This is a genomic window from Amycolatopsis sp. NBC_01307 (assembly GCF_035975215.1).
GTDB lineage: Bacteria > Actinomycetota > Actinomycetes > Mycobacteriales > Pseudonocardiaceae > Amycolatopsis.
Genome location: NZ_CP108403.1, coordinates 7,453,723 through 7,479,813, shown reverse-complemented (window position 1 = coordinate 7,479,813; position 26,091 = coordinate 7,453,723). Strand labels below are relative to the sequence as shown.

24 protein-coding genes are annotated in these 26,091 nt (G+C 70.3%); 7 read left to right on the top strand and 17 right to left on the bottom strand.

Annotated features, from left to right (window positions below):
- Positions 1-781: 781 nt before the first annotated feature.
- The 5 genes from OG439_RS32485 to OG439_RS32465 all read right to left on the bottom strand — a co-directional run bounded on the left by OG439_RS32485 (position 782) and on the right by OG439_RS32465 (position 6,229).
- Entirely contained in the window at positions 782-2,170 is a 1,389-nt protein-coding gene (locus OG439_RS32485) for a hypothetical protein (RefSeq protein WP_326944513.1), read from the bottom strand.
- A gap of 5 nt (positions 2,171-2,175) precedes the next feature.
- Positions 2,176-2,874: a hypothetical protein gene (locus OG439_RS32480; RefSeq protein WP_326944512.1), complete on the bottom strand. Its 699-nt coding sequence runs from the start codon at positions 2,872-2,874 to the stop codon at positions 2,176-2,178.
- Positions 2,871-3,818: a ParA family protein gene (locus OG439_RS32475; protein ID WP_326944511.1), complete on the bottom strand. Its 948-nt coding sequence runs from the start codon at positions 3,816-3,818 to the stop codon at positions 2,871-2,873. The genes OG439_RS32480 and OG439_RS32475 overlap by 4 nt, the downstream gene beginning before the upstream one ends.
- Before the next feature lie 103 nt (positions 3,819-3,921).
- Positions 3,922-4,875, bottom strand: a complete 954-nt coding sequence (locus OG439_RS32470; RefSeq protein WP_326944510.1) for an alpha/beta hydrolase — start codon at positions 4,873-4,875, stop codon at positions 3,922-3,924.
- A 55-nt stretch (positions 4,876-4,930) separates the two neighbouring features.
- Entirely contained in the window at positions 4,931-6,229 is a 1,299-nt protein-coding gene (locus tag OG439_RS32465) for a cytochrome P450 (protein ID WP_326944509.1), read from the bottom strand.
- Between the two features lie 236 nt (positions 6,230-6,465).
- Here OG439_RS32465 and OG439_RS32460 point away from each other — a divergent pair, with 236 nt between their 5' ends.
- Both OG439_RS32460 and OG439_RS32455 read left to right on the top strand, forming a co-directional pair.
- On the top strand, positions 6,466-7,272 hold the full coding sequence (locus tag OG439_RS32460; protein WP_326944508.1) for an SAM-dependent methyltransferase: 807 nt from the start codon (positions 6,466-6,468) through the stop codon (positions 7,270-7,272).
- Between the two features lie 4 nt (positions 7,273-7,276).
- Entirely contained in the window at positions 7,277-9,391 is a 2,115-nt protein-coding gene (locus OG439_RS32455; protein WP_326944507.1) for a putative bifunctional diguanylate cyclase/phosphodiesterase, read from the top strand.
- 9 nt (positions 9,392-9,400) lie between these two features.
- Here OG439_RS32455 and OG439_RS32450 read toward each other — a convergent pair whose 3' ends face one another.
- From OG439_RS32450 to OG439_RS32430, 5 genes are all read right to left on the bottom strand, one after another.
- On the bottom strand, positions 9,401-11,497 hold the full coding sequence (locus OG439_RS32450; RefSeq protein WP_326944506.1) for an MMPL family transporter: 2,097 nt from the start codon (positions 11,495-11,497) through the stop codon (positions 9,401-9,403).
- Between the two features lie 112 nt (positions 11,498-11,609).
- On the bottom strand, positions 11,610-11,858 hold the full coding sequence (locus tag OG439_RS32445; RefSeq protein ID WP_326944505.1) for a hypothetical protein: 249 nt from the start codon (positions 11,856-11,858) through the stop codon (positions 11,610-11,612).
- Positions 11,855-12,199, bottom strand: coding sequence for an ArsR/SmtB family transcription factor (locus OG439_RS32440; RefSeq protein WP_326944504.1), 345 nt, complete (start codon positions 12,197-12,199; stop codon positions 11,855-11,857). Before OG439_RS32440 ends, OG439_RS32445 begins: the two co-directional genes overlap by 4 nt.
- 70 nt (positions 12,200-12,269) lie before the next feature.
- Complete coding sequence (locus OG439_RS32435; RefSeq protein ID WP_326944503.1) at positions 12,270-13,007, bottom strand: Long-chain-fatty-acid--CoA ligase; 738 nt, start codon at positions 13,005-13,007, stop codon at positions 12,270-12,272.
- A 54-nt stretch (positions 13,008-13,061) separates the two neighbouring features.
- Positions 13,062-13,787: a DUF2786 domain-containing protein gene (locus OG439_RS32430; protein ID WP_326944502.1), complete on the bottom strand. Its 726-nt coding sequence runs from the start codon at positions 13,785-13,787 to the stop codon at positions 13,062-13,064.
- Positions 13,788-13,855: 68 nt separating this feature from the next.
- Here OG439_RS32430 and OG439_RS32425 point away from each other — a divergent pair, with 68 nt between their 5' ends.
- Positions 13,856-14,878 carry a GNAT family N-acetyltransferase gene (locus OG439_RS32425; protein ID WP_326944501.1) on the top strand — a complete coding sequence of 341 codons (1,023 nt, stop codon included), beginning with the start codon at positions 13,856-13,858 and terminating at the stop codon, positions 14,876-14,878.
- Here OG439_RS32425 and OG439_RS32420 read toward each other — a convergent pair.
- From OG439_RS32420 to OG439_RS32400, 5 genes are all read right to left on the bottom strand, one after another.
- Positions 14,845-15,507 carry a response regulator transcription factor gene (locus OG439_RS32420; protein ID WP_326944500.1) on the bottom strand — a complete coding sequence of 221 codons (663 nt, stop codon included), beginning with the start codon at positions 15,505-15,507 and terminating at the stop codon, positions 14,845-14,847. The genes OG439_RS32425 and OG439_RS32420 overlap by 34 nt on opposite strands.
- The gene (locus OG439_RS32415) at positions 15,504-16,649 is read right to left on the bottom strand and encodes a sensor histidine kinase (protein ID WP_326944499.1); all 1,146 of its coding nucleotides are present in this window, start codon (positions 16,647-16,649) and stop codon (positions 15,504-15,506) included. Before OG439_RS32415 ends, OG439_RS32420 begins: the two co-directional genes overlap by 4 nt.
- A 175-nt stretch (positions 16,650-16,824) precedes the next feature.
- Entirely contained in the window at positions 16,825-17,382 is a 558-nt protein-coding gene (locus OG439_RS32410) for a TetR/AcrR family transcriptional regulator (protein ID WP_247058014.1), read from the bottom strand.
- Entirely contained in the window at positions 17,361-18,158 is a 798-nt protein-coding gene (locus OG439_RS32405; RefSeq protein WP_326944498.1) for an SGNH/GDSL hydrolase family protein, read from the bottom strand. The genes OG439_RS32410 and OG439_RS32405 overlap by 22 nt, the downstream gene beginning before the upstream one ends.
- Before the next feature lie 117 nt (positions 18,159-18,275).
- Positions 18,276-19,757, bottom strand: coding sequence for a helix-turn-helix domain-containing protein (locus tag OG439_RS32400; RefSeq protein ID WP_326944497.1), 1,482 nt, complete (start codon positions 19,755-19,757; stop codon positions 18,276-18,278).
- A gap of 115 nt (positions 19,758-19,872) precedes the next feature.
- Here OG439_RS32400 and adh point away from each other — a divergent pair, with 115 nt between their 5' ends.
- Positions 19,873-21,396 (top strand): aldehyde dehydrogenase, encoded by a 1,524-nt coding sequence (adh, locus tag OG439_RS32395; protein WP_247058008.1) that lies wholly within the window; start codon positions 19,873-19,875, stop codon positions 21,394-21,396.
- Positions 21,396-21,764, top strand: a complete 369-nt coding sequence (locus OG439_RS32390) for a DUF779 domain-containing protein (protein ID WP_326944496.1) — start codon at positions 21,396-21,398, stop codon at positions 21,762-21,764. The genes adh and OG439_RS32390 overlap by 1 nt, the downstream gene beginning before the upstream one ends.
- Here OG439_RS32390 and OG439_RS32385 read toward each other — a convergent pair.
- Entirely contained in the window at positions 21,733-23,109 is a 1,377-nt protein-coding gene (locus tag OG439_RS32385) for a M20 family metallopeptidase (RefSeq protein WP_326944495.1), read from the bottom strand. The genes OG439_RS32390 and OG439_RS32385 overlap by 32 nt on opposite strands.
- A 53-nt stretch (positions 23,110-23,162) precedes the next feature.
- Here OG439_RS32385 and OG439_RS32380 point away from each other — a divergent pair, with 53 nt between their 5' ends.
- Together OG439_RS32380 and OG439_RS32375 are read left to right on the top strand one after the other, a co-directional pair.
- Positions 23,163-23,846 carry an MOSC domain-containing protein gene (locus OG439_RS32380; protein WP_326944494.1) on the top strand — a complete coding sequence of 228 codons (684 nt, stop codon included), beginning with the start codon at positions 23,163-23,165 and terminating at the stop codon, positions 23,844-23,846.
- On the top strand, positions 23,836-24,435 hold the full coding sequence (locus tag OG439_RS32375) for a TetR/AcrR family transcriptional regulator (protein ID WP_326944493.1): 600 nt from the start codon (positions 23,836-23,838) through the stop codon (positions 24,433-24,435). The genes OG439_RS32380 and OG439_RS32375 overlap by 11 nt, the downstream gene beginning before the upstream one ends.
- Positions 24,436-24,487: 52 nt before the next feature.
- Here OG439_RS32375 and OG439_RS32370 read toward each other — a convergent pair whose 3' ends face one another.
- Positions 24,488-26,056: a beta-N-acetylhexosaminidase gene (locus tag OG439_RS32370; protein ID WP_326944492.1), complete on the bottom strand. Its 1,569-nt coding sequence runs from the start codon at positions 26,054-26,056 to the stop codon at positions 24,488-24,490.
- Positions 26,057-26,091 lie beyond the last annotated feature (35 nt).

The window sequence follows — 26,091 nt, the reverse complement described above, 5'->3', positions numbered from 1 at the left end:
CTTGCGACTACCCAAAAGGCGAATTCGGGTTGCGACTTCGAATGAAAACCGAAGTCGGCCGACTCTCCATGATCATCCATAGCGCTCCCCAACTCCCATCTGCCAGAATCCGACAACACAGAAATCTACCGCCATGGCCTCAGCGTTACGTGCATCTGATTTCAACTCCATCTCAAGTGACATTGAACGCGGATTGACCAAGGAGCCGATTCCGTCAGAAATTAACAAACTAAGCTCAAGACGACTCTGGTAGTGCACCTTTATCGATCCGGCATGCGCACGCCGATCACTGATCGTTGTGGTGGCAATGCCACCAGACCCGCGCCCGTCACAGCCACTACCAGCGACAACGCGCCGAACGTCCCAGACTGCGGCTGTCGTACTAGTGCACTGAGGGGCGGTCCCGGAGCGGGCGGTGGCCCCTTCGTCTGCCGGTGGTGCGCGCGCCCCGTGTACCTCCTCGAAAGCGGACCGCCCTCCCGCTGTACAGCAGCGAAGTACAGCAACCCGATCGGACTGCGGCGACCAGCATCAACCACCAGTGACCCTCTGACCTCGGCAAAAGCCGTAAGCGGCCGTCCTGCTGATAGTTCGCATCGAGAAGGTCAGGGGTTCGATTCCCCTCAGCTCCACGAGATCGCCGGAGAGCCCTGTTCGCGGAAAGCGCGAATGGGGCTCTCTTCTTTGTGTCCTCTGGGGGTGCAACCCCCAGACCCCGCCCGGGGCGCGCCCCCGGACCCCCGTGTGTGGTTGCGTTCTCGTGGTCGTTCGGCTGTGGCTGTCAGGTCAGGTCTCGGTAGTGGTGTAGCAGGCTGTTGAAGTTTCGCAGGGTTTTGGTGGCGTCCTCGGGGATCGGGTCCGGGTGGAAATGCATCACCTTGTTGCGGATGTTGCGGATCTTGTCCAAGCGGGCGATGAAGACCTGGCGGTCCAGTGGCCAGCCCAGCTTCTGCCAGACTTCCTTGTTCTCCAGGATGTGTTCGTAGTCGCCGAAGGCCAGGTCGTCGAAATTCTTGATCTTTCTGCTGCACAGTGGTTGGACCGTGGCTAGGTCCAGGGCGCCTTTCAGGATCCAGCGGAGCGTTTGGTCCAGCTCGCCCAGCTGGAAGAACGGTGTGGCCATCTCGCCGTAGCGCCGGGCCACGTCCGCTGTCGTGACTATGCCCTTTACCTCTTTGCCGACGTTCGTGACGAACACGAACTCGTGTCGTTGCAGTGCGGGAAGGACCTCGAAGAGATCCCGGTCGTACGCGACGACCTCCACGTGGGTGATGGTCGCGTCGGCGACGGTCGCGTCCGGTTTCTGGTGCAGCGCCTGTGCTATCGAGCGCCACGTCAGGGCGCCGCGTAGGTTGCGGGGGCCGCTGAGGACGGCCAGCTGCGAGTAGTCGTTGATGACCAACTTCGTGATCGCTTCGTGGAGCGTGCTGTTCGGCCCGACGAACTCCACGCCCTCCAGCGGTGACAAGTTGCCCACCGTCAGGCGGACGTTCAGGTCGTCGTCGCCCTCGTCGTCCTCGGTGACCGGTAGTTCGTCCAGGACTTCGGGCTTCCCCTCCGGTTCGTCGGTCGGCGTGATCAGGGAGACCATCGTGTCGAGGGTGACGGCTCGGAAGCTGGGTGAAGTCACCAACCCGTGGTTGGCCAGATCCGCTTCGATCTGGCTCACCTGGTCGCCGCGCTCCTTCGTTCCCCAGTACGACAGGAGTTCGCGGACGGAGATCTGCTCGGGGGCGTTTTCGTCGGCGCGCGTGCGCGCCCGCCTCAGGCGCTCGTGGATGCGCTGACGCTCCACGTCGTCGGTCTGCGGTTGGGTCACCCGGGAAATCGCCCGATCGAGCAGCTCTTGGCGGACGACGTCCAGCAGCCGGTCCTGGTCGACCACCCGCCACGCCCGCCAGCCGTCGACCGCCCGCATGCCGGCCGCCACCATGGCCGCTCGTGAGGGCGTGCGGAACTCCTCGCCACCGGGCTCGAGCCGGATGCGCCCCTTGTCGGTCACCGTCGCGTCGAACGTCGCGCCGATGCGGTTGCGCTTGAACCTGAGCTTCGCGCCGGGTTCCAGCAGCCCGGCCTCCAGGAGGTCCGAGACCATGACCCGGCGTTCGCCGATCAAGTGCATCGAGCGGCCGCCGGCCTGTTCGTCCGGTGTCTCCGTCCCGCCGGCCACCGGGCTCACCACTTCCGCAGCCCGGCGAACTTGCGCCGCGCACCGATCGCCTGCTTCAGCACCCGCTTCTCGAGTTCGGTCTGGCTCAGCCGGCTCACCCGCGTGAGCTGCAGCTCCGCCGCCACCGCGAGCAGGCTCTCCCGGTCCAGGTGCTGAGCACGGAGGTAAGCCGCGCCTTCTTCCTCGGTCTCGGTCTCGCGAAGGCTCGTGGCGATGGCAGCCACGTCAACATCCGGGTTCACCGGTCCGGTCGACGGCTCGGGTTCTCGTGGGACGACCTGTCGCTCGACCGCCGGTTCGTCGCGAACCGCAGCCAGTGGTGGTGTCGGCGCTGCTGTGGCCTGGCTCAGACCATGGCCGGCGAGCAAGTCGATGAGCTTGGGTTTGGTGAAACCGCCGTATCCACGAATCCCGAGCGACCTGACGACCTTCTTCAGGTCTGCCACGACGAGGTCACATTCCTTCAGGTGACGCCGTCTGGCGTCTTCGGATGAGAGTCTCGACAGGTTCTGCGCGACTTGCAGCGGATCTTTGGACGGCGTCACGGAAACCTCGGCCGGCGCCGGCCGAGGTGCGTCGGTGGCGCCGACGACGGCCAATTGTGCCGTCCCGGCGGCGAGCGCTTCCAGCGTGGCGTCATCCTGTTCGGTCAGGAAGGCGAACAGCTGGGCCTGCAAGGCGACGAACTTCTTCAAGTCGCTCATCGGTGATCACCCGATGTCAGGCCGAGCGAACCCAGGACCTCGTCGGCCAGCTGATCGAATTCCCGGACCACCTCGTCCCTGCCCGCGGTGCGCAGCATCGCCGGCACGCCGCTCTCACCCGCGTCTCCGAAGTGACGCGGGCTGTTGCGGATCCTGCTGTCCAGCACGGGTACGCGCGAGTTCAGGCGCACTTCTTCGATGTAGGCGTGCTGAGCGAGAGTCACCTGCTGCGAGTAGATCTGCACCATGGTGAACACCACCCCCAGGATGCCGGGATCGATCGGCCGGTGCTCCTCGCTGCCGCCCTTGTGACTGACGAAGTCGTTGAACTGCCGGACCAGTTCGGCGCAGTTTCCCACCAGGTAGTCCAGTCCCAAGGTGGACAGGTAGTCCGCCTTGGCCGGTACGAGGACCTGCTCGCTGGCGACGATCGCCGTCTTCGTGACGATGCCGAAGTTGGGGGCGCAGTCGATGAGTACCAGGTCGTACTGGGTGAAGTGGCTGTCCCGCAACGCGTGCCGCAGGCAGCTGTGCAGGTCCAGGAACCGCCGCTTCGAGCCTTCGATGGTGGTCGCCCCGCCCAGCAGCGCAGCGAGTTGCAGGTCGATGTCGATCAGGCCGAGGTGTGAGGAGATCAGGTCGACGCGGCCGCCGGTGCCGTCGAGAACCTTGTTGACCCGCTCCGGCGTGACGACGAGGTCGGCCAGGGGGATGTCCCTTCCGGGCAGCTCACCCTCGTACCACTGCTTGATCGTCCGGTTGCTGTCTTTGAGCTGGTGGTGCCAATCGTCGATCGAGTAGAACGAGAAGGTCAGGTTGGTCTGCGGATCGAGGTCGAGGAGCAGCACGCGCAGGCCGCGGGCGGCGGCTACCGCGCCCAGGTTTGCGGTGAGGGTCGTCTTGCCCACGCCGCCCTTGTAGTTCATGACCGCTACGACCCGCATAGGCTTCTCCCCGCTCGCCGATTCGGTCTACGACTTTCGCAGATGCCGCGGCGGCGAGCGGGGGTGTCATCGAACTGGCAATTGCTTGTCCTGTTTCTGTCTGTCAGAGCGAGGTCTTGAGCCAGTTCGTCACCTGGGCGAAGTACGTTCCCGCGTTCGGGGCGTAGTTGATCGCGTGGCCGTAGCCGTTCAGGATGTATGTCTGGAGGCGGGCTGCCGGGGCGAAGAACGGGGCTTCCGACGCGCGTAGCGCCTCCGGGGTTGAGCAGTCGCTCGCCAACGGGCCGCAGAAGTGGGGGTCGTTGCCTACCACCAACAGGACCGGGACTGTGATCTGCAGCGAGGCCGGGATGATCACCGTGGTCAACGCGATCGTGTCCACGGCTTCCGTTGCGGCGAATACGTCCTTTGTGGACTCGTCGTAGGCGATCGCTCCCGCGTCGTTCGGGCCTGGGGTGTGGAAGGCCGTGTAGCGGGTTCCCGGCGACGTCGTCAGGTAGCCGACGTCCAGGCCGCGGCTGGAGAGGCGGGGGTCCAGGGGTGCGGGGATCATGTTCGCCAGCACCGGGATCACCGTGACGTAGTTCATCCGGTGCGTCATGTCCGTCACCAGCACGCCGTCTACGTCGTGGAAAGTGCCGGCCTCGATCATCGCCATGGCCGAGCCGATCGAGTGGCCGCCGACGATTACTTTGGTGAACCGGGCTCGGATCGACTGGATCACCTGGTGGACCGCGTTCGCCTGGGCTGTTGCCGACAGGAGGGCGCTCAGGGGTTTGGAGCTCGAGCCCGTGCCCATGCGGTCTACTGCCAGGGTCGCGACGCCTGCCTGGTTCATCGCCAGGCGGAACGAACGCAGCTCCGGGGTGTAGGCGATGTCCCAATAGGACGCGTTGTACGTGCCGCCGGGGATCAGGACCACCACCGTTTGTGCCTGGGACGGGGCGCAGAGGCGGCCGTGCATCTGGCCGAGTGCTACCGGGACGTACAGGTCCTGGCAGGTGACCGTGTCCGCCTGGGCCGGGGTTGGCACGGCGAGCGCCGCCGCGGTCAGCAACAGGGCAGCACAAAGGCGGCGGAAAGCTTGGCGAAGCAAGGAGAACTACCTCCAACTAGCGACGGACTGCCGTCATCGGCAGGCTTTCGGGGTAGGCGGCCGAGGTGAACTTGACGCGCACCGGCCGGCCCGGGACCGGGACCAGCCGCCACTGCGCGGCCACCGTGGCCACCGTGATGACGATTTCGTTCTGGGCGAAGACGTTCCCGACGCACTGCCGGGTGCCCGCACCGAACGGGATGAACGCGCCCTTCGGCAGCTGCTTCGCCCGCTCCGGCGACCAGCGGCCGGGATCGAACGTCTCCGGGGCCTCGAAGCTGGCGGGATCGTGGTGCAGCGCGTGCGGGCTGACGATCACCTCGGCGCCCTCCGGCAGCCGCTCGTCGCCGAGCCGGACTTCCGTGAGGGTGCGGCGCATCAGCATCCAGAGCGGGTACTGGCGCAGCACCTCGTCGACGACCTGCCGGACGTAGACCAGCCGGTGCAGGTCGTCGCCGGTGACCGGGCGGCCGGCCAGCACCTCGTCGACTTCGGCGTGCACCCGCGCTTCGACGTCCGGGTTGCGGCCCAGCTCGTGGAACATCCAGGACAGCGCGAGCGCGGTCGTCTCGATGCCGGCGGTGAGCAGGGTGAGGACCTCGTCGCGTGCCTGCTCGTCGGTCATGCCGGCCAGCAGCAGCATCGACAACAGGTCGCCGCGGTCGACGCCGTCGGCCCGCCACTCGCGGATCACCTCCAGCACGATCGCCTGCATCCGCGTGATGGCTTCGTCGAACCGGCGGTTGCCGGGGATCGGCAGCTTTTCCACGAACTTCGGCGACAGTGCGCGAATCATGCCCTGCTGGATGATCACGTAGATGGAACGGCGTGCTTCGGCGATCGCCTCTTTTCCGAGCTCGGTGGAGAACAGGGCCTCGCCGACGATCGTCACCGCCAGCCCCTGCAGGTCTTCGTCGATCTTCCGCACTTCGCCCGGCCGCCACGAGTCGCTCAGCTCGGCCGCCGCGTGGCGCATGGTCTCGACGTACGCGGCCAAGCGGTCGCGGTGGAACGCCGGCTGCATCAGCCGGCGCTGCCGCAGGTGGAAGTCACCGTTCGAAAGCACCAAGCCGTTGCCGACGAACGGCCGGAACTTGTCGAACATGGCGCCCTTGCGGAACTTCGGCCCGGCCGTGACCAGCACCTCGTGGCTCAACCGCGGGCTGGTGACGAAGTACGTGGGCGACGGGCCGAGATAAACCTTGACGATCTCGCCGTGTTCGCGCAATGCGTCGGTGAATACGAAGCGTCGCCGCAAGAGCGCCGGGGTGTGCCCGAGAAAAGGCCACCGGCCCGGCGCGACCGGGACGGTCATGAGGACTCCTCGTTACGCCATTGTGTGGATTCCGCCAACGAGACGGCCTACGGTAGGCGCGTCCGGCCGAGCGTGACAGTGCCCGAACGGGTGGTCTGTGGTCACGCATATGGCGCAGCGAAGAGATCGCGCGAGATGGCTAAACTCGGAGCCATTCCCGATGTGACTAGAAGGTGTTCTCTGTGACACGATCACCGGAATGGGTGCCACCGGGTGTCGATATCTCCGTGCCGAGCATGGCCCGCACCTACGACTTCATGCTGGGGGGAGGGCACAACTTCGCCGTTGATCGCGCGGTGGGCGCGCAGATCGAGCACGCGATGCCCGGCCTGCGCGAGGCCGCGCGCGTGAACCGCGCGTTCCTCGGCCGCGCGGTGCGGTTCATGGCCGACCGCGGGATCCGGCAGTTCCTCGACGTGGGCTCGGGAATCCCGACGGTGGCGAACGTGCACGAGGTGGCGCAGGCCCGCGACCCGGAGTGCCGGGTGGTGTACGTCGACCGCGACCCGGTGGCGGTCGCGCACAGCGAATTGATGTTGGCGGGCAACGATCACGCCGCTGTCGTGCACGCAGACATGCGGGACCCGGAGAAGATCATCGAGTCACCGCAGGTCCGTGGCCTGCTCGACCTCGACGAGCCGGTCGGGCTGCTGATGTTGCTGATGCTGCACTGGATCCCGGACGAGTCCGGGCCGCTCGAGCTCGTCGGCCGCTACGGCGCGGCGCTGGCGGACGGCAGTTTTCTCGCCATCACCCACGTCACCGGCGACCACCAGGGCGAGAACCTCACGGAAGCGACCGATGCGATCAAGGAAAGCCGGAGCCCGGACCAGGTGACATTGCGAACGCACGAAGAAGTGACGAAGTTGTTCGCCGGATTCGAAATCGTCGAACCCGGTCTTGTGGGGTGCGGTGAATGGCGTCCGGCCGGTCCGGCGGACATCTCCGGCACCTCCGAGATGAATATGCTGGTTTACGCCGGAATCGGCCGCAAGAACGCCGCAGGTGACCGGTCCGCACACGCGAAAACACAGCAAGGCTGAACCAATGGCGAAACCCGATCACGCGCGCGCGGACACGGCCGATCCGGAGCGGGAGCGGAATCTGCTCGCGCGCAAGTGGGCGTACCTGCTCAGCGGCGTCACCGTCGTGTCGCTGAGCCGGGAGGGGCTCGAGGCAGAACTGCGCGGCCTGCTCGACGCGTTCTGCGCGAACCTGCTGGACGGCTCGGCGGACACCGCGCCCGCGGAAGGCATCGGCGCCCGGCTGGTGTCGCTCGGTTACGTCGGCGAGCCGGGGCTGCGGTGCACCCTCGAAGTCCTCGGGAAGGGCCTGCCGTCGCTGGCGGAGCTCCGGCCGCCGGACCGGTTCGCCGAGCGGATCGTGCTCGGGCTGGGCGCGCTCTCGTGCGGGTTCCTGATCGCGCACGAACGCAGCGTCCTCGACCAGCAGGAGATCATGCACCTGTCGCTGCTCAAGGCGGTGCGGGACGCGCAGTGGAACCTCAAGGAGAGCGAAGCGCGCTTCGACGAGGTCGTCACGACTTCGGCGAGCGGCATCGCGGTCGTCGGGCTCGACGGCCGCATCGTGCGGGCCAACACCGCCCTGGCCGAGATGCTCGGGCGCCCCGCCGGCGCGCTGACCGGGACCGGGCTCTACGACCTCGTGCACCCGGACTCCGTCAAGGCCCTCCGGGAGGCCCTGCGGACGCTGGCCGAGGACGGCAGCCGGGACCGGGTCCGGCAGTCGCAGCGGCTGTTGCGCAAGGACGGCGACGTCGCGCGCATCACGCTCACGGCCTCGCTGCTGCGGGACGCCGGTGACCGGCCCGCGTACTTCGTCGTGGTGGCCGAGGACGGCACCGAGCTGATGCTGCTGCAGAGCGAGCTGAGCCGGCAGGCCCTGCACGACGTGCTGACCGGCCTGCCGAACCGCCAGTACTTCGGCACCCACCTCGAGACCGCGCTGCGGCGCGCGGACCCGGTCCACGGCGTCACGCTGCTCCACGTGGACCTCGACGCGTTCGGCATGATCTGCAACAGCCTCGGCAGGCGCGTCGGCGAGCAGGTGCTCGTGCACTTCGCGCAGCGGCTGAAGGCCGTCGTGGCCCGCGAGCGGGCGATGATCGCCCGCTTCCACAGCGACGAGTTCGGCATCCTGATCGAGAACACCGCGATGACGCCGGACATCAACACCATCGTGCGCGCCATCAACGACGAGCTCGCCGAGCCGTTCTTCGTCGAGGGTCACGGGCTGGCGCTGTCCGCCAGCGCCGGGGTGGTGCACCGGCCGGTGCGGGGCATCGACCCGGCCGAGCTGCTGCGCGCGGCGGACCAGACGCTGCGGCGCGCCAAGGCCCGGCGGCGAGGCCAGTGGAAGATGTTCGACCCGGTGGCCGACGCCGCGGACCGGCGGGCGCAGGGCCTCGCCGTCGGCATGGCCGGGGCGTGGGAGAACGGCGAGATCGAGGTGCGGTACCGGCCGATGGTGCGGCTGGCGGACGGCGGGCTGGCCGGCGTCGAGGCCCGGCTGCAGTGGGACCGCCCCGGCCGGCCGACGCTGGCGCACGAACGCTGCGCGGCGCTGGCCGAGGCGACCGGGCTCGTCCTGCCGCTGGGCGACTGGGCGTTGCGGACGGCGAGCCGGCAGGGCGAGTGGTGGCACCAGCGCCTGGACTTCGGCCTGCCGGTGGTCGCCGGCCTGACCGAGCACCAGGTGACGGACGAGGCGCTGGGCACCCGCGTCACCGGCCTGTTGGAGGACTCCGGCCTGCCGCCCGAGCAGCTGATGATCGGCGTCCCGGTGGGCGCGGTGGCGACGTCCGGGGTCGTCGAGAACCTGACCGCGCTGGCCGGGCTCGGTGTCCGGGTGCTGCTCGACGAGTTCGGCATGGGGCCGGACGACCTGCGGGCGGTCGAGGACCTCCCGGTCGGGGTCGTGCGGGTCGCCCGCCGGCTCGCCGAATGGCAGGCGTGGACGGAATCGACGTTCCTCGGCGAGCTCGTGCCGCTGGTCCGGCAGGTCGGTGCGACGCTGGTCGTCGACGGGATCGACACCGCGGGCCAGGCGGACTGGTGGCGTGACGCCGGTGCGGAACTGGCCACCGGTGACTACTTCGGCACCGCCAGCGCGCCGGGCGCGGTCGTGGAGCTGCTCGTCTGAGCCTTCCCTTCACCGTGCCGGAGCCGATTCGAGAGGTGCTACCGGCTTCCAGAGGCGGTCGCCGACCAGGGACAGGGCCGCCGGGAGCAGGACGCCCCTGACCACCGTCGCGTCCAGGAGGATCGCGAACGCCATGCCCAGCCCCAGCATCTTGTACTCGATCGCCGCGAGGCTCAGGAAGATGCTGAACACGCCCGTCATGATCAACGCCGCGCTCGTCACCACGCCGGAGCTGCTCGCCGTGCCTTCGACGATCGCGTCGCGAGCCGGGTGGCCCGCCTGCCGGCGTTCGCGGATGCGGCTGAGGATGAAGATGTGGTAGTCCGTGCTCAGGCCGAACAACAGCACGAACAGGAACATCGGCAGCCAGCCGAGCACACCGCCGTAGGGCGTGAAACCCAGTAGTGGCGCGAGAAAGCCGTCCTGGAACACCAAGGTCAGCACGCCGTAGGCCGCGCCGACCGACAGCAGGTTGAGCAGGATCGACACCGCCGGCACCACCACCGACCGGAACACCAGGAGCAGCAGCACGAACGCGAGCAGCAGGATGAACCCGAAGACGTACGGCGCCCGCTGCAGCACTTGCGCGGTGAAGTCGTGGGCCTCCGCGGTCCGTCCCGCGACGGCGAAGTGGACGCCGTCGAGCCGGCCGATCGTCTGCGGCAGCAGGGTTTCCCGCAACGCCTTGAGCGATCGGTCGGCGACTTCGTCGTTTCCGGTGCCGCCGAGCGGGATCCGCACGACGAGGGCGTCGCCCACCGGCACCACGACCGCCGGCTCAGGCGTCTGCGCGGTGAGTTCGTCGATCGCCCGGCGCACCGCCGGGGTGTCGACCGGGCCGCGGTCGCTCCAGAGGACGACGTGCGCCGGCATCGTCACACCGGGGAACGCTTCCTGGACGCGCGCGGCCGCGTCGATCACCGGGACGCTGCGCGGCAGGCTTTCGGTCGGGGCCGGGTCCTGTAGCCGGATTCCGGCGGCGGGCAGGGCGAGCAGGACCAGGAGCCCGGCGGCGAGCCCGGTCCACAGCGCCGGCCGCCGCGTCACCGTCGAGGCGACGCCGGCCCAGAACCGCGAGCGGGTGCCGCGCTTGCCCAGCCAGGGGACCCGGAGGCGGTCGACGCGGGTGCCGAGCAGCGAAAGCGTCGCGGGGAGCACGGTCACCGACGCGAGCACGGCGAGGCCGACGACGAGGATCGTGCTCACGGTCAGGCCGCGGAGGTTGTCGAGCCCGGTGAAGAGCAGGCCGGTGACGCACAGGGCCACGGTCAGCCCCGACACGACGATGACGTGCCCGGACGTCCGCGCGGCGATCCGCAGGGACTCGTCGACGCCGTGGGCGCGTTCTTCCCTTACCCGGCGCAGGAAGAACAGCGAGTAGTCGACGCCGACGGCCATGCCGATCAGCAACGTCATCGAGGAAGTGGCGCTGTTGACCGGGATCCAGTTGTCCACTGCGGACAGCAGGCCGAAGGTCGCGAGCACCGTGGTGCCCGCGAGCAGCACCGGGACGGCGGCCGCGACCAGCGAGCCGAACACGGCCAGCAGGATCAGCAGGGTGAGCGGCAGCGAGCGCGTCTCGGACCGCTTGATGTCCTCCTTGATGCTCTGGTCGACCGCGCCGGACACGCTGAGGTCGCCCGCTTGCGCGAGCCGGACGTCCGGGTGCCGGGCGGCGACAGTCGCGACGACGGCGGTCGCCGTCGCGAGGTGCGGCTTGATTTCCGGGCCGGTGCCGAGGATCCGGAAGGTGACGAGGCCGGCCCGGCCGTCGGCGGAGACCTGGGCCGGGTCGTCGAGCGGGGAGCGGATGTCCGCGACCGCGCCGGACGTCGTCAACGTCGTCACCAGGTCGGTCACCGCCGGCGAATCCCTGGGTACCAGGACGTTCTCCCAGAACGGTTCGCGGACGTCTTGGCGATCGAGGACCGCTTGGCCGGTGCCGGCGTCGCCGGCGGGGCTCGAGCGCGCGTCGGTGCCGGGGGCGAACGTGCCGATGACCCAGGCGAGCGCGACGAGCGCCAGCCAGCCGGAGATCGCGGCGGCGCGGTGGTGCACCGCCCAGTTCGCGACGCGTTCGACCACAGGCCTGCGTGCAGGCAGCATGAACTAAAGTCCTTCCGTGAAGGAGTGATCCGATGAGAGCTCGCCCTCGGGCGAGTGGGTGCTTCTTCCTCCTGGGCCGCCGAGTTGCCGCTCGGCGGTCCAGGGCCTCAGGTCAGTCGACCTCCTTGAGCACGTGTTCGATGGACCGCAGGCGGTCCTGGACGTCCCGCAGCTGCCGTTCGGTTTCTTCCTGCGTCCGGACGGCTTTCTCCGCCAGCGAGCGGTATTCGTGCTCGCGGGCCAGCGCGGCCTTGGCGCGCCAGGTCGAGGCCAGCTGCACGATCGCGACCGTGAGCACGACGGTGATCAGGACGAAGACCCCGGTCACGCCGATGATCTCCTGCCACTGGTGCCAGTTCATGTCCGTCCCTCCTCGCCGTCCGCGTGGACGGACTCCGGTGTGCTCAGCGTCGGCACGGCGGCCGCGATCGCTTCGGGCGTCAGCACGACGGAGAACGGCGTGAGCTCGTAGAACCGCAGCGTCTTGCCGTCTTCGCCGACCTCGAAGCTGGCCGTGACCAGACCCGCGGCTTCGAGTTTGCGCAGGTGCACCTGCAGGAGCGCGCGGCTGATCCGCAGCGCGCGCGCCAGTTCGCTGACGTACGCGCGTTCGGCCAGCAGGGCCGCGACGATCCGCAGCCGGTGCGGGTTCGCCAGGGTCCCCAGCAGCCGGACGAGTTCGTCCCCGGTGGGCTCGGTCACGGCGTCCTCCACATGCAAACAAAAGCTAGCAGGTGGCGGCGCGGGGGTCCATCAGGGTGATCCCCGAGGCTTACATCGGGTGGTCCATCCAGACGTTCGGCTCCACGTAGGTCGCCGTGTCGTGGGCCGTCGACGCGTACACCGGCGCGATACCGCCGGGGATGAAGTTCTCGCCTTCCGCCAGCTTGACGCCGGTCCACTCGCGCCAGTCGGCCAGCGAACCCGCCAGCGTCACCGCGAACGGGCAGACTTTGACGACCCGGGCGCCCAGCCGCTCGTGCGTGCGCAGCCAACGGTCGGCCAGCAGACCGTCTTCCCGGCGGCGGGCCGCGTACTCCGGCATCGGGACGGCCGGCTCCTGCTCCTTGCCGATCGGGCGGACCGACACGATCAGCTTGCGCAGCCCCGTTTCCGCGGCCCGCGCCTTCAACGCCTTCAGCATCGGCGCCGACAGGCCGGAGCCACGCAGGTGCGGCGCGATCACGACTTCCAGCGCGCACAACGCGTTCGGCGCGCGGCCGTCCATGACGTCCTGCGCCGCCCACTCGATGGCCTGGTCCCAGCCGTGGTCCGGCAGCTCCGTGCGGTCTTCCGCCGGGAACGCCAGCGGGACCGAGAGGGCGCGCGCGATCGGGACGCCGTCGTCGTCCAGCGCGATCAGGAAGTACCGCGCCCAGTGCCGCAGGAACCGCTCGCCGGTGATCATCCGGCCGCTCGCGCCCTGGTAGATGAACTGGCCGCCGACGTCACCGAGGTTCAAGGCGGGTTCGAGCAGGTCAGGACGGTCGGCAAGATCCACCACGCGCATCCGCCCAGTCAAGCGGAAACGATCAACACCGGGATAGCGGCAACCGGGCGACAGTCAGCGGACGGGCAGGGCCTTGCGACGCCGGGTGAGCGCCGACGGGTCGAGGTTCGCCTTGGTGCCGGCGTCGTGGCCGTCGAGGTAGCCGCTGCCGGACAGCCGTCGGGGCGCGGCCGAGCGCAGGTCGCCGTACTCCTCGTCGAACCGGTGCTGGACCATCGCCGAGCGGTCGCGGACGACCAGCTCGGCCGAGCGCGCGCCGGGCGCAGCCGTGCGGACGGCCTCCTGCTCGGCCAGCGAAAGCCGCTCGTGGACCGCGCGGGCGAAACCGTGCAGCCACGTGCGCCGGTACGCGGCCAGCGACTCGCCGGGGAAGAACCCGCCGGGCCGGACGCGGTTCAGCTGGGTGCTCGCCTGCAGCAGGAGGCTGGTGAACAGCAGCTCCACGCGGCCGAGGTCGGACTGGTAGCCGAACACCGTGACGCTCTCGACCTTCTGGCCGACGCGGTGCAGCAGGGTCCGGCAGCGCAGCGGGTAGGCGACCGAGGTGAGCAGGCTCGCCTTGTCCCGGCTGTACGGGTCGTTCATCGGGATGGTGAGCGTGCCGATGTCGTCGACGCTCGCGCCGGCCTCGGCGAGCATCGCCTGGTCGATGCCGTACCGGGCGACGAGCTCGGCGGCCTTCTTGTTGTACGCCTCGGCTTCCGCTTCGGTGACCGCCGGGTCCTCGGCCTTGGCGAGGAGCTTGCGGATGCGCTCGAGCTGCGGGTCTGACTCGGACATGGGCGGAGCTTATTCGATCAGGTGTTCGGACGCTCGCACCGGGTGAGCGTGTCGCGGACACTGGGGTCATGACGAGCACCGTGGTGATCGAGCGGTTCGACCCGGCGGCGACGGCGGCCGGGTTCGCCGCCTACCACGACGTGCTGGTCGCGAGCCAGGACGCGGACCGGCCGGGTGAACCGCGGCTCCCGGCGGCGGAACTGGCCGGGCGGCTGGCGAAGCCCCTGCCCGGGATGGGGCCGGCGGCGCACTGGGCCGCCCACCGGGGGCGCGAACTCGTCGCGTTCGCGCAGGTGCACTTCCTCGAAGCCGAGAACAGCGGGATCGGGCTGACCGACGTCGTCGTGCACCCGGCCGCCCGCCGCGCGGGGATCGGCACCGCGCTGCTGCGGGCAGTGTTGCCCGAGCTGCGGGCGCGTGACCGGCAGGTCGTCGAGGGCTGGCAGGTCGTCGCCGACACCGCGGGTGAGCGGTGGGCCGAGGCGCTGGGGTTCCGGACCGTGCGCACGATCGTGCGGCAGGCCCTGGTGGTCGCCGGCGTCGACGCGTCGCGCTGGGACGTGCCGGTCCCGGCGGGCTACCGGCTGCGGCAGTGGGCCGGTGCCGCCCCGGCGGACGTCCTCGATTCCTACGCCGTCGCGCGCGGGGCGATTCACGACGCGCCGCTCGGCGAGTCGGGCTACCGGTGGCCGGAGTGGACGGCGGAACGGGTGCGTGCCTACGAGGGGGAAGCGCGGGCGCAGGGGCTCGAACAGCGGGTTGTCGTCGCGGTCCACGAGGAGACCGGTGCGGTCGCCGGGCTCACCGAAGTGTGTTCGCACCCGCGTCGGCCGGACTGGGGTTACCAGCGGGACACCGCCGTGATCGCCGCGCACCGTGGGCACGGGCTCGGGCGCTGCGTCAAGGCGCACATGGTGCGGTGGTTGCTCGCCGAGCTGCCGGGACTCGCGCGGATCAGCACCACGACCGGCGCGGAGAACGCGCACATGATCCGGGTCAACCGCGAGATCGGCTTCAGCCCGGAGCGCACCATGCTCGCCGTGCGGCGGGATCTGGCTCAGCCGCCCGGCTGGACCAGGCCGGTTTCGTAGGCCACCACCACCGCCTGTGCGCGGCTGGAGATGCCGAGCTTGGTCATCAGCCGGTTCAGGTGGGTCTTCACCGTGGCTTCGCTGACCCGCAGTTCGGCCGCGATCCAGCCGTTCGGGACGCCCGTTCCGACGAACCGCAGCACCTCCAGTTCGCGGTCGGTCAAGGCGGCCAGTGCCGGTGACGCGGTGGGTGGCTCCGGTGGGGTGCGGGTGAACGCCTCGACGAGCCGGCGGGTGATCGTCGGGCCGAACAGCATGTCGCCGCGGGCGACCGCGTGGATGCCGGCGACCAGCGTCTCCGTCGGGCTGTCCTTGAGCAGGAAGCCCGCCGCGCCCGCGCGCAATGCCGTGTAGACGTACTCGTCCAGGTCGAAGACGGTCAGCATGAGCACGCTCGGCCGCGGTGACCCCGCCGCGGCGAGGATCCGCTCGGTCGCCTTGACGCCGTCCAGGCCCGGCAGCCGGATGTCCATCAGGATGACGTCCGGCCGCAGCGCCGCCGCCTTCTCGACCGCCTCCAGGCCGTCGCGCGCTTCGCCGGCGACGTCGATGTCCGGGACGGCGCCCAGCAGCGCGACGAACCCGGCGCGGACGAGGTCCTGGTCGTCGACCACCAGCACACTCGTCACTCGGGCTCCTGCGGTTGGGGGACCGGCCGCGGGTACGGCAGCGTCAGCACGACGGCGAACCCGGCCGGGTCGCGGGGGCCGATCTCGATCACGCCACCGTACATCCGGGCGCGTTCGCGCATGCCGATCAGCCCGTGCCCGCCCGGGTTCGGCGCGGCGGCCGGCGCGCCGCCGGGGTCCGTGACGCCGAGGACCAGGTGCTCGGCGCGGTAGTCGAGGGTCAGCTCGGCCGTGGCGCCGCCGTGCTTGAGGACGTTCGTCAGCGCCTCCTGCGCGACGCGGAACGCGCACAGCTGCTGCCCGGGCGGCAGCGTCCGGGCCGCGCCGGTGACGCGCAGCTCGACCGCGATCCCGGCCTCGCGGACCCGGGCGGCGAGCGTGCCGAGGTCGCCGAGCCCGGGCTGCGGCCGGTACCCCTCGAGCGGGTACTGCGGCGGGCGCAGCACGCTGAGGAGGCGACGCAGCTCGTCGAGCGCTTCGGTCGTCGTGCCGGTGATCGTGTCCAGCGCGCCGCGCGCGGTGTCCGGCGCCGACTCGAAGACGTACTTCGCGAGGTTGGCCTGCACCGAGATCACCGAAAGGTGGTGCGAGACGACGTCGTGCAGCTCGTGCGCGATCCGGACGCGTTCCTCCGCGACGGCCAGCTCCGTGTCGTGCTCGGCGTCGCGGATCCGGTGGCTGCGGACGTAGGCGGTGCGCCCGATCGCCGCGACGCCGACCGCGAGCAGCAGCGACAGCAGCGTGTCGCCGACCGGCGAGACCGGGCTGCCGAACAGCATCGACGTCTCGTAGGCGATCAGGCCGAGCACGGTGACGGCGAGCGCGTCGCGGAAGCGGCAGTGCGCCCAGACCGTGTAGGCGGCGATCATGACGCTGAGCTGGCCGAGCTGCGACCGGAAGCCGAGCGCGTAGAACACGCCCATCAGGGCGACGCAGATGACCACCGTCGTGATCGGGAACCGGCGGCGCGCCGCGAGCGGCAGGGCACTGAGCGCGGCCAGGACGAGCCCGAGCGGACGCGCGTGCGTGCCGAACGCGCCGCCCAGCTCGGTGGCGCCGGCCACCTGGTAACCCGCGACGAGCACCGCGAGCACGGCGTCGGTCAGCCGTGGCCGCGCGCGAAGTCCCCGCAGTGTCGTCACCGGCAGAAAGCTACCTGTGTACCGCGAAGGTTTACCTCGGCTACGTCGTCAGTTGCTTCCGCTGCGTGGTCGTTCGCCACTACGGTCGGCCCTTGACTCGGCGGAGAGGGTGCCCCACCGGGGCCGGGGGAGGTCTCCGGAGCCCCTCTTCGCCGGGCGTCAACCTCGCCGGGAGTCAACCGAGGTACGCGTCCAGGGTGACGGCCAGCGCCGACTCCGGCGACGGCGCGAAGCTCGCCCCGGCCAGCCCGCCCCAGAGCCACAGCTGCGCGAGGCCGTGCAACGCGGCCCACAGCGACGCGGCGACCAGCCGCAGGTCGGCGCCGGACCGCGCGATCGGCGTCGGCACGGCGGCCACCAGCACGGCGAAGGTGTCGAAGACCGCGCTCGCCGCGGCCGAGAGCGCCGGGTCGGCCGGGTCGATCAGGTCGCGGCGGAACATCAGCTCGAACATCGCCGGGTTGGTGAGCGCGAAGTCGACGTAGCTGTGGCAGGCGGCGGTCAGCCGGGCTCGCGGCGACGTCTCCGGCAGCGTCTCGCGGCGGGCGAGCAGGTCGGCGTAACCACGCGTCGCGACGGCCGACAGCAGCTCGGCGCGGCCGGAGAAGTGCCGCAGCGGAGCGCCGTGCGACACGCCCGCCGCCTTCGCGATCCCGCGCAGCGTGACGGCGTCGACGCCTTCGCCGGCCAGCAACTCGGACGCCGTGTCGATCAGGCGTTGCCGGGTGCCCACGCCTCGTCCAGGGTGATCGGCAGCAGGTCGGGGCGCTTGGCGAAGAAGCCGTCGCCGGGCTGGCGGCCGATCAGCCGGTTGCGCGTGCGCGTGACGGCGACCGGGAGCACCTCGCGGGCCAGCCACCGCAGGTCGGCGCGCCAGCTGTCGGCGGCCGCGGTGCCGGGCAGCGGAGCGAGCCACTCGGGGTCGTGGTCGAGGCCGAGCCGGTCGAGGACGTAGGCGGCGAGCCGGTGGTGGCCGTGCGTGGACAGGTGCAGCCGGTCGGCGCCGAAGTAGCGCGAGTCGGCGGCGGCCTGGTCGGGCCACAGGTCGACGAGCCGCGCGCCGTAGCTGACGGCGGCTTCGCGGATGGCGTCGTTGAGCGCGACGATCCGCGGCCGCATCCGCGCGCCCAGCGGCATCCGGCTGGAGACGTCGCTGAGGGTGAAGGTGACGACGGTGGGCGCGATCTCCGTGCAGGCCCGGATCGCGGCGTCGACGCGGCGGGCGACGGTCCGCGCGTCCCAGCCCCGGCTCATGACGTCGTTGCCGCCGCCGAAGAGCGCGATCAGGTCGGGCTCGAGCTTCGTCGCGGCGGGCACCTGCTCGGGCACGATCTGGTCGAGCCGCCGCCCGCGGACGGCGAGGTTCGCGTACCGGAAGCGCGGATCTTCCGCAGCCAGCCGCGCGGCGACGAAGTCCGCCCAGCCCCGGTACTGGTGCCGGCCGGGGTACGGGTCGTCGAGCCCTTCGGCGCAGCTGTCGCCGAGGACGACGAAACGGTGGTAGCTCATCCCGATCTCCGTAACCAGCAGTTCATCTTGTAGACACTGTCTATCAAACTTCTGTAGACGCTGTCTACTTACCGGACACGACGACGGAGAGTCAGGACGAACGTCCTGGGGAACGGGTCAGCGCAAGCGGGCGCGGTGGCCCGCGACGGCCGCGCGGCGGGGGTCCGCAGGCGGGAGCGTCTTCAGCAGCGCGTCCAGGACCTCGAAGTCGTCGACGCCGCAGGGGGTCTCCCAGAACGACCACAGCACCGCCGGGTCGGTGCTGTTCAACGCCACCTGGCGGACCTGCGCGGTGAGCGTCTCGCGCTCTTCGCGGATCGCCGGGGCCTCCGACTCCGGCAGCAGCGGCCCGCGGAAGACGCGCATGACGTCCGCCGGGGAGCTGGACCGCAGGGCCGCGCGAGCCTGGACGAAGTCCGCGTCCACCTCGGCCGCCAGCCGGTACGGGCGGGTCTGCACCACCGTCGCGCCCAGCTGGGAGCGCAGGCGGTGGATCTCGGCGCGGACCGTCACCGGGTTGCCCGTCTCGCCGTAGAGCTGCAGGGCCAGCCGCTCGGCCGAGAGGCCGTTCGGGTGCAAGGTCAGCAGCGTCAGGATCTCCGCGTGGCGCAAGGTGAACGGCACGTCGCGACCGTCCACTGTGGTCGTTCCGGCGCCCTCGGCCAGGTACTCGAGACGCAGCCGGCGGCGGTGCCCGCCGCTGCCGCTGCCGGTCGCGCGCAGCCGGAGCAGGTAGCCCTCGGCCAGCGGCTCCATCGTCGCGATCCGGCCGTCGGGGAGGGCGACCGTGCCGCCGCCGCGACGGACGTCCACTGTGGCCGGCAGCAGGCACGCCTGGGCCGCGAGCACCCGGCCGCCCGCCGAGAGCAGGGCGCCGGGGCGGCCGCGCAGGGCCTCCAGGTGGGGCATGTTGGCCCGCCGCAGCCGCTCGTCGCGGACCGCGAGCTGGGCGCGCAGCTGCCCTTCGGCGAGCTGCGCGGTGGCCGTGACCAGCGACAACATCGCCGGGTGCACCGTGCGCAGCGGGCCGCTGACGTCGATCGAGCCGAGCAGCACGCCCGTCTCCGGGTCGCGCACGGGCGCCGCCGCGCACGTCCACGTGTGGTAACGCCGGACCAGGTGCTCGGCCGAGTAGATCTGCACCGGCTCCCCGGTCGCCAGCGTCGTGCCCATGGCGTTCGTGCCGATCGCCGACTCGCTCCACCGGGTGCCTTCGGAGAGGCCGACGCGGTCGGCGCGCACGAGCTGGTTCGCCGCGCCCTCGCGCCACAGGATCAGGCCCTCGGCGTCGGTCACGATCATCACGTGCTCGGCGTCGTCGGCGATGCTCACCAGCATCTGCCGCAGCACCGGCAGCACGGGGGCCAGCGGGTGGGCCTCCCGCAGCGCGGTCAGCACGTCGACGTCGTAGACGAACGGGGCCTCGCCCTCGTCCGGGTCGACGTGCGCGGCCAGCGAGCGGTCCCAGGACGCCGAGACCACCGAGCGTGGCGAGCGCGGGCCCGGCAGCCCGGCCAGCACCGCCGCCCGGACGTGTTCGAGCAGCCGCGCGTACGACTCCGGATCGCGCAGCAGTTCGGGCTCGGGCGCCTCTGCCACGCTCTCCAGAGTAGAGACCCAGCTCACAGCGCTGCAACGCTCGTGCAACGTTGCCCGGCCTACGTTCGGCGGGAGCCCGAGCACCGCCGTCACTCCGAGCAATGAGGCAGGGAAGATGGTCCAGTACGCCGCACCGAACACCGAAGGCAGCGTCGTCAGCTTCGAATCGCGCTACGACCACTACATCGGCGGCGAATACGTGCCGCCCGCCGGCGGCCAGTACTTCGAGAACCCGACTCCCGTCACCGGGAAGACCTTCTGCGAGATCGCCCGGGGCACCGCGCCGGACGTCGAGAAGGCCCTCGACGCGGCCTGGGGCGCGGCCCCCGCGTGGGGCAAGACCTCCGTCGAGGAACGCGCCGGCGTCCTGCTCAAGATCGCCGACCGGATGGAGCAGAACCTCGAGAAGATCGCGGTCGCCGAGGCCTGGGAGAACGGCAAGGCCGTCCGCGAGACGCTCGCCGCCGACATCCCGCTGGCCATCGACCACTTCCGCTACTTCGCCGGCGCGCTGCGCGCCCAGGAGGGCGGCATCTCGCAGATCGACGAGAACACCGTCGCCTACCACTTCCACGAGCCGCTCGGCGTGGTCGGCCAGATCATCCCGTGGAACTTCCCGATCCTGATGGCGGTCTGGAAGCTCGCCCCGGCGCTGGCCGCGGGCAACGCGATCGTGCTCAAGCCGGCCGAGCAGACCCCGGCGTCGATCCACGTGCTGATGTCGATCATCGGCGACCTGATCCCGCCGGGCGTGCTGAACATCGTCAACGGCTTCGGCGTCGAGGCCGGCAAGCCGCTGGCCTCCAGCAACCGCGTCCGCAAGGTGGCCTTCACCGGCGAGACCACGACCGGCCGGCTGATCCTGCAGTACGCCAGCGAGAACATCATCCCGGTGACGGTCGAGCTGGGCGGCAAGAGCCCGAACATCTTCTTCGACGACGTCGCCGCGCAGAACGACGCCTTCTACAACAAGGCGCAGGAGGGCTTCACGCTCTTCGCGCTGAACCAGGGCGAGGTCTGCACCTGCCCGTCGCGGGCGCTGGTCCAGACGGGCATCTACGACAAGTTCATGGGTGACGCCGTCGAGCGCGTCCGCAAGATCAAGCAGGGCCACCCGCTCGACACCGACACGATGATCGGCGCGCAGGCGTCCAACGACCAGCTCGAGAAGATCCTGTCCTACATCGACATCGGCAAGCAGGAAGGCGCCGAGATCCTGATCGGCGGCGGCCGCAGCGACCTCGGCGGCGAGCTGTCCGGCGGCTACTACGTCGAGCCGACGGTCTTCGCGGGCGACAACAAGATGCGGATCTTCCAGGAGGAGATCTTCGGCCCGGTCGTGTCGGTGACGAAGTTCGACGACTACGACGACGCCATGAAGATCGCCAACGACACCCTCTACGGCCTCGGCGCCGGTGTCTGGTCCCGGGACGGCAACACCGCCTACCGGGCCGGCCGCGACATCCAGGCGGGTCGCGTGTGGGTGAACAACTACCACGCCTACCCCGCCCACGCGGCCTTCGGCGGTTACAAGGCGTCCGGCATCGGGCGGGAGAACCACAAGATGATGCTGGATCACTACCAGCAGACGAAGAACATGCTGGTCTCCTACTCCGACCAGGCGCTCGGGTTCTTCTGATGACCGAGCGGGTGGCGTTGACGGAGGAGGCGGCCGACCTCCTCCGGAAGCTCGCGGCGACCCACGGACCGGTGATGTTCCACCAGTCCGGCGGGTGCTGCGACGGAAGCGCCCCGATGTGCTACCCGAAGGGCGAGTTCAAGACCGGCCAGACCGACGTGCGCCTCGGCGACCTGGTCGTCGAGGGCATGGAAGACGTGCCGTTCTGGATGTCCGGGCCGCAGTTCGCGTACTGGAAGCACACCCACCTGACGGTCGACGTCGTTCCCGGTCGCGGAAGCGGGTTTTCGCTGGAGGCGCCCGAAGGCGTGCGTTTCCTGATCCGCTCCCGCCTGTTCAGCGACGAAGAGTCGGCGGCGCTGAACTGAAGGCACTGAACAACGCCGTGGCGAGCACCAGCCCTTCCCGGGCGACCGGGGCGAGCTGGTGCTCGTCCGGCGCGTGCTGCAGGCAACCCGGGTAGGAGTGCGGCAGCCACAGCGTCGCCAGGCCGAGGACGTCGGTGAAGACGTGGTTGGGCAGGCCGCCGCCGAAGTTCGGCAGGACCGCGACGGGCGTCGCGGCGACCTCGTCGAGCGCGGCCTTCGCCCAGGCGACCCACGGGTCGTCGACCGGCGTGCGGCTGGCCCGGAAGTCGCCGCCGACCCTCACCTCGACCATCGGGAACCCTTGTGCGGCAAGGTGTTTCGTGACGGCGTCGGGGATCTTGTCGACGTCGGTCCCGGCGACGTACCGCAGTTGCAGCACCGCCCGCGCGCGACCGGGGATCGCGTTGACCGGGCGGTCGACGTTCCCCGCGTCGAGCGCGAGGACTTCGAGGGTGTTCCAGCCGTAGAGCCGTTCCGCACCGGTCAGGCCCGGCGCGCCCCAGCCTTCGTCCGGCACCGGGTCGCCGGGCGTGTTCGCGATCTTGAGACCGTCTAGGGCCGCGCGCACGCTCTCGGGCAGTTCCGGCGGCAGCAGTGCGGGTACCTGGACGCGGCCGTGGCCGTCGACCAGGCTCGCGATCGCCCCGGTGAGCGTGGTGGCCGGGTTGCGCAGGACCCCGCCCCAGTTGCCGGAGTGGTAGGCGTCCGGGCGCAGGTCGACGTCGAGCGCGAACCGGATGGCACCGCGCGCGCCGAGGAACAGCGTCGGTGTCGCGGCGTCCAGGCGCGGGCCGTCGGAGGCGATGAGGACGTCGGCTTTCAGGAGGTCCTGTTCCTGTTCGGCGAACTCCGTGAGGCCGGGCGAGCCGATCTCCTCGCCGGTCTCGAAGAGGAACTTGAGGTTGAAGCCGAGCTTTCCGCGGTCGGCCAGCAGGAGCCGCAACGCCGTGAGGTTGATCAGGTGCTGGCCCTTGTTGTCGGCGGTGCCGCGGCCGTACCAGCGGTCGCCGTCGGCGGTCAGCGTCCACGGGTCACGGCCTTCGCCCCACTCGCCGGCTTCGCCCACGACGTCGGCGTGGCCGTAGCAGAGCAGTGTCGGCCGGTCGGGCGACTCGATGCGGACGCCGACGAGGAACGGGCCGCCCGCCGGGTCCGGGTTGGCGTGCTGCGTGACTTCGCAGCCCAACGCCGTGAGCGCGGGGGTGAGGACTTCGTCGAGGTAGGCCTGGATGGCGACGCGACCCTCGGGGGCGTCGCTGACCGTGGGGTACGCGACGAGCGTGGCCAGTTCGGCGAAGAGGGCGCCGGAGTCGACGTGGGCGCGGGCCTGGTCGAGCAGTTCCATGCCGCCAGCCTAGAGGGGGTAAACAATACGAACGATCGTGCTATCTTCGAGGCATGAACGTCGACAGCGTTTACGTGGGGGAACCGAGCGTCCTGGGGTACCGACGCGAGCTGCCGGTGCTGAGCGGGATCACCAAGGCGCTGGTCACGGCGCCGGAGCTGAAGCTCGCCGAGCTGAACCTCGACGGCGACCGGCAGGCCGACCTCACCGTGCACGGCGGCCCCGACAAGGCGGTCTACGTCTACCCGGCCGAGCACTACGCGGCCTGGCGCGAGGACGGCTTCGAGGTGTCGACGGCCGACTTCGGCGAGAACATCTCACTGTCCGGGGTCACCGAGGACGACGTGCGGATCGGGGACGTCTGGGCGTGGGGTGACGCGCTCGTGCAGGTCTCCCAGCCGCGGTCGCCGTGCTTCAAGCTCGCGATGAAGACCGGCCGCAAGGACATCACCCCAGCGATGATCGACTCGGGGCGCTCCGGGTGGTACCTGCGCGTGCTGCGGCCGGGCACCGTGCCGACGTCGGGCGCGGTCGAGGTGGTCGAGCGCGCGGACGCGCCGACGGTCGCCGAGGTGTACGTCATCTCGTTCGCGAACTACGGGCAGCTGCCATCGGAGCACGTCGGGTCGGCGCTGGACTTCGCCGACCGCGTGCTCGCGACGCCCGCGCTCGCCGAGCAGTGGAGCGTCTGGATCCAGTCCACTGTGGACCGGTGGCGGGCTCGCCGTGCCGGTTGACGGCCGGGTCGCGCGCGGAGACGTCACGCGCCGGCTGGTGCTGCGGCGGGCGGTGGACGTCGCGTCGGTCGACGGCCTCGACGGGCTGTCCCTCGGCCGGCTGGCCGCCGAGCTGGAGCTGAGCAAGAGCGGTGTCTTCGCCCTGTTCGGGTCCAAGGAGGACCTGCAGCTCGCGACGGTCGAAGCGGCTCTCGAGATCTTCCGCTCGTACGTCGTGACGCCGGCCTCGGACGAGCCGCCGGGCTTGCCGCGGCTGCGGGCGATCTGCGAGAACTGGCTGGACTACTCGGAAAAGCGAATCTTCCCGGGCGGCTGTTTCTTCTTCAACGTCGGCGCGGAGTTCGACGCGCGCCCGGGCCGGGTCCACGACGCGGTGGCCGCGGCGAACGGCTCGTTCGCGGCCTTCATCCGCACGACGGCTCTCGAAGCCGTCACCCTCGGCCACGTCGACGTCGACCCCGAAGTCCTGGCGTTCGAGCTGCACGCGCTGGGCCGCGCGGCGAACGCGGACTCCGTCCTCACCGGCACCACCACGCCGTACGCCGTGGCCCGCCGCGCCATCCGCGCCCACCTGGGGCAAAAGCCGTGAAGGCCTCCTTACCGGCCGTAAGAGCCGGTAAGGAGGCCTTCACGGCTTTGAACTACTTCCAGTCGACCTGGGGGCTGCGGTAGAAGTTGATGCCCTGCAGGGTCCAGCGGGGGGACTGCTTCGCCAGGCGGACGCGGTAGGCGTCCCAGTTGTGCGTGGACTTCGGGGACCAGCCGATCTCGGCGATGCCCGGCAAGCGCGGGAACGCCATGTACTCGAGGTCGTCGCTCGTGCGGAGCGTCTCCGTCCACAGTGGAGCTTCGACGCCCGCGACCTGGTTCTCGCCGACGCCGGTCACGAGTGACGCCGGGTCCCAGTCGTAGCCGTCGCGCACCTCGATCAGCGCCGCCCAGTCCTGGCCCAGCGGCGTCGACTCGTCGTACTTCATGTCCAGGTACGCGTAGTTCGCCGGCGACATCAGGATCTTGTTGCCCCGGGCGGCCGCGGCCGCGACGGAGGCGTCGTCACCACCGAAGTCCCAGTACTGCGGGATCGCCGACACCGGCGGCGACGCCTTGGCGATCTCGTGCCAGCCGGTGATCTTCTTGCCGTACTTCGCGACGATCGGCGCCACCTTCTGCTCGAAGGTGATGTAGTCCGCCGGCAGCGTCGCGTGCGCCTCGTCGCCGCCGATGTGCAGGTACTGGCCCGGCGTGATGGCCGCCAGCTCGCGCACGACGTCGTCGACGAACTTGTACGTGATCGGCGAGGAGATGCACAGCGAGCTGTAGCCGACCTCGGTGTCCGTCCGCGGCGGGACCGCGACGCCGTCGCAGTTCAGCTCCGCGTACGTCGACTGCGCCGCGTTCGTGTGGCCCGGCATGTCGATCTCGGGGATCACGGTGATGTGCCGCGAAGCCGCGTACGCGACGATGTCCTTGTACTGCTTCTGCGTGTAGTAGCCGCCCGGGTCGCCGTCGGCCGCGGTCTTGCCGCCGACGGTCGCCAGCTTCGGCCAGCTCTTGATCTCGATGCGCCAGCCCTGGTCGTCGGCCAGGTGCAGGTGCAGCGTGTTGAGCTTGTACTGGGCGATCTGGTCGATGTAGAGCTTGACCTGGTCCGGCTGGAAGAAGTGCCGCGCGACGTCGAGCATCGCGCCGCGCTCGCCGAAGCGCGGGTAGTCGAGGATCGTGCCGCCCGCGACGGTCCACGTCCGGTGCTGCACGTGCTTCGCCTCGATCGCCGACGGCAGCAGCTGCCGCAGCGACTGGACGCCTTCGAAGAGGCCGTCCGCGGTGTTGGCGCTGAGCTTGACGCCGTCGCGCGCGACCTTCAGCTGGTAACCCTCGGTGCCGATCCGGGCGTCGTGGCCCAGTTCGAGCGAGATCGCCGGCAGGCCCCACGCGCGCGGCACGACCGGCAGCGGGTAGCCGGTGGCCGGGCGCAGCAGGCCGCGCAGGTAGTCCGCGACCTGGCCGGCGCCGCGGTCGGCGCTGATCACGGTGAACGGCGTGAGCCGGAAGTCCGCATTCGCGTCGGCCTTCGCCGACACCGGCGCGGGGACGACGTCGGTCACGCTCCGTTCTGGGGCCGCCGGAGTGGCTTCGGCGGTGGCGGCGGGCAGGCCGACTGCCGTCAGACTCACGACAGCCGCGGTCAAGACGGCTCGGGACAAGCGCATCAAGGCACCTCCGGTCGGGGACTCCCTCACAAAGG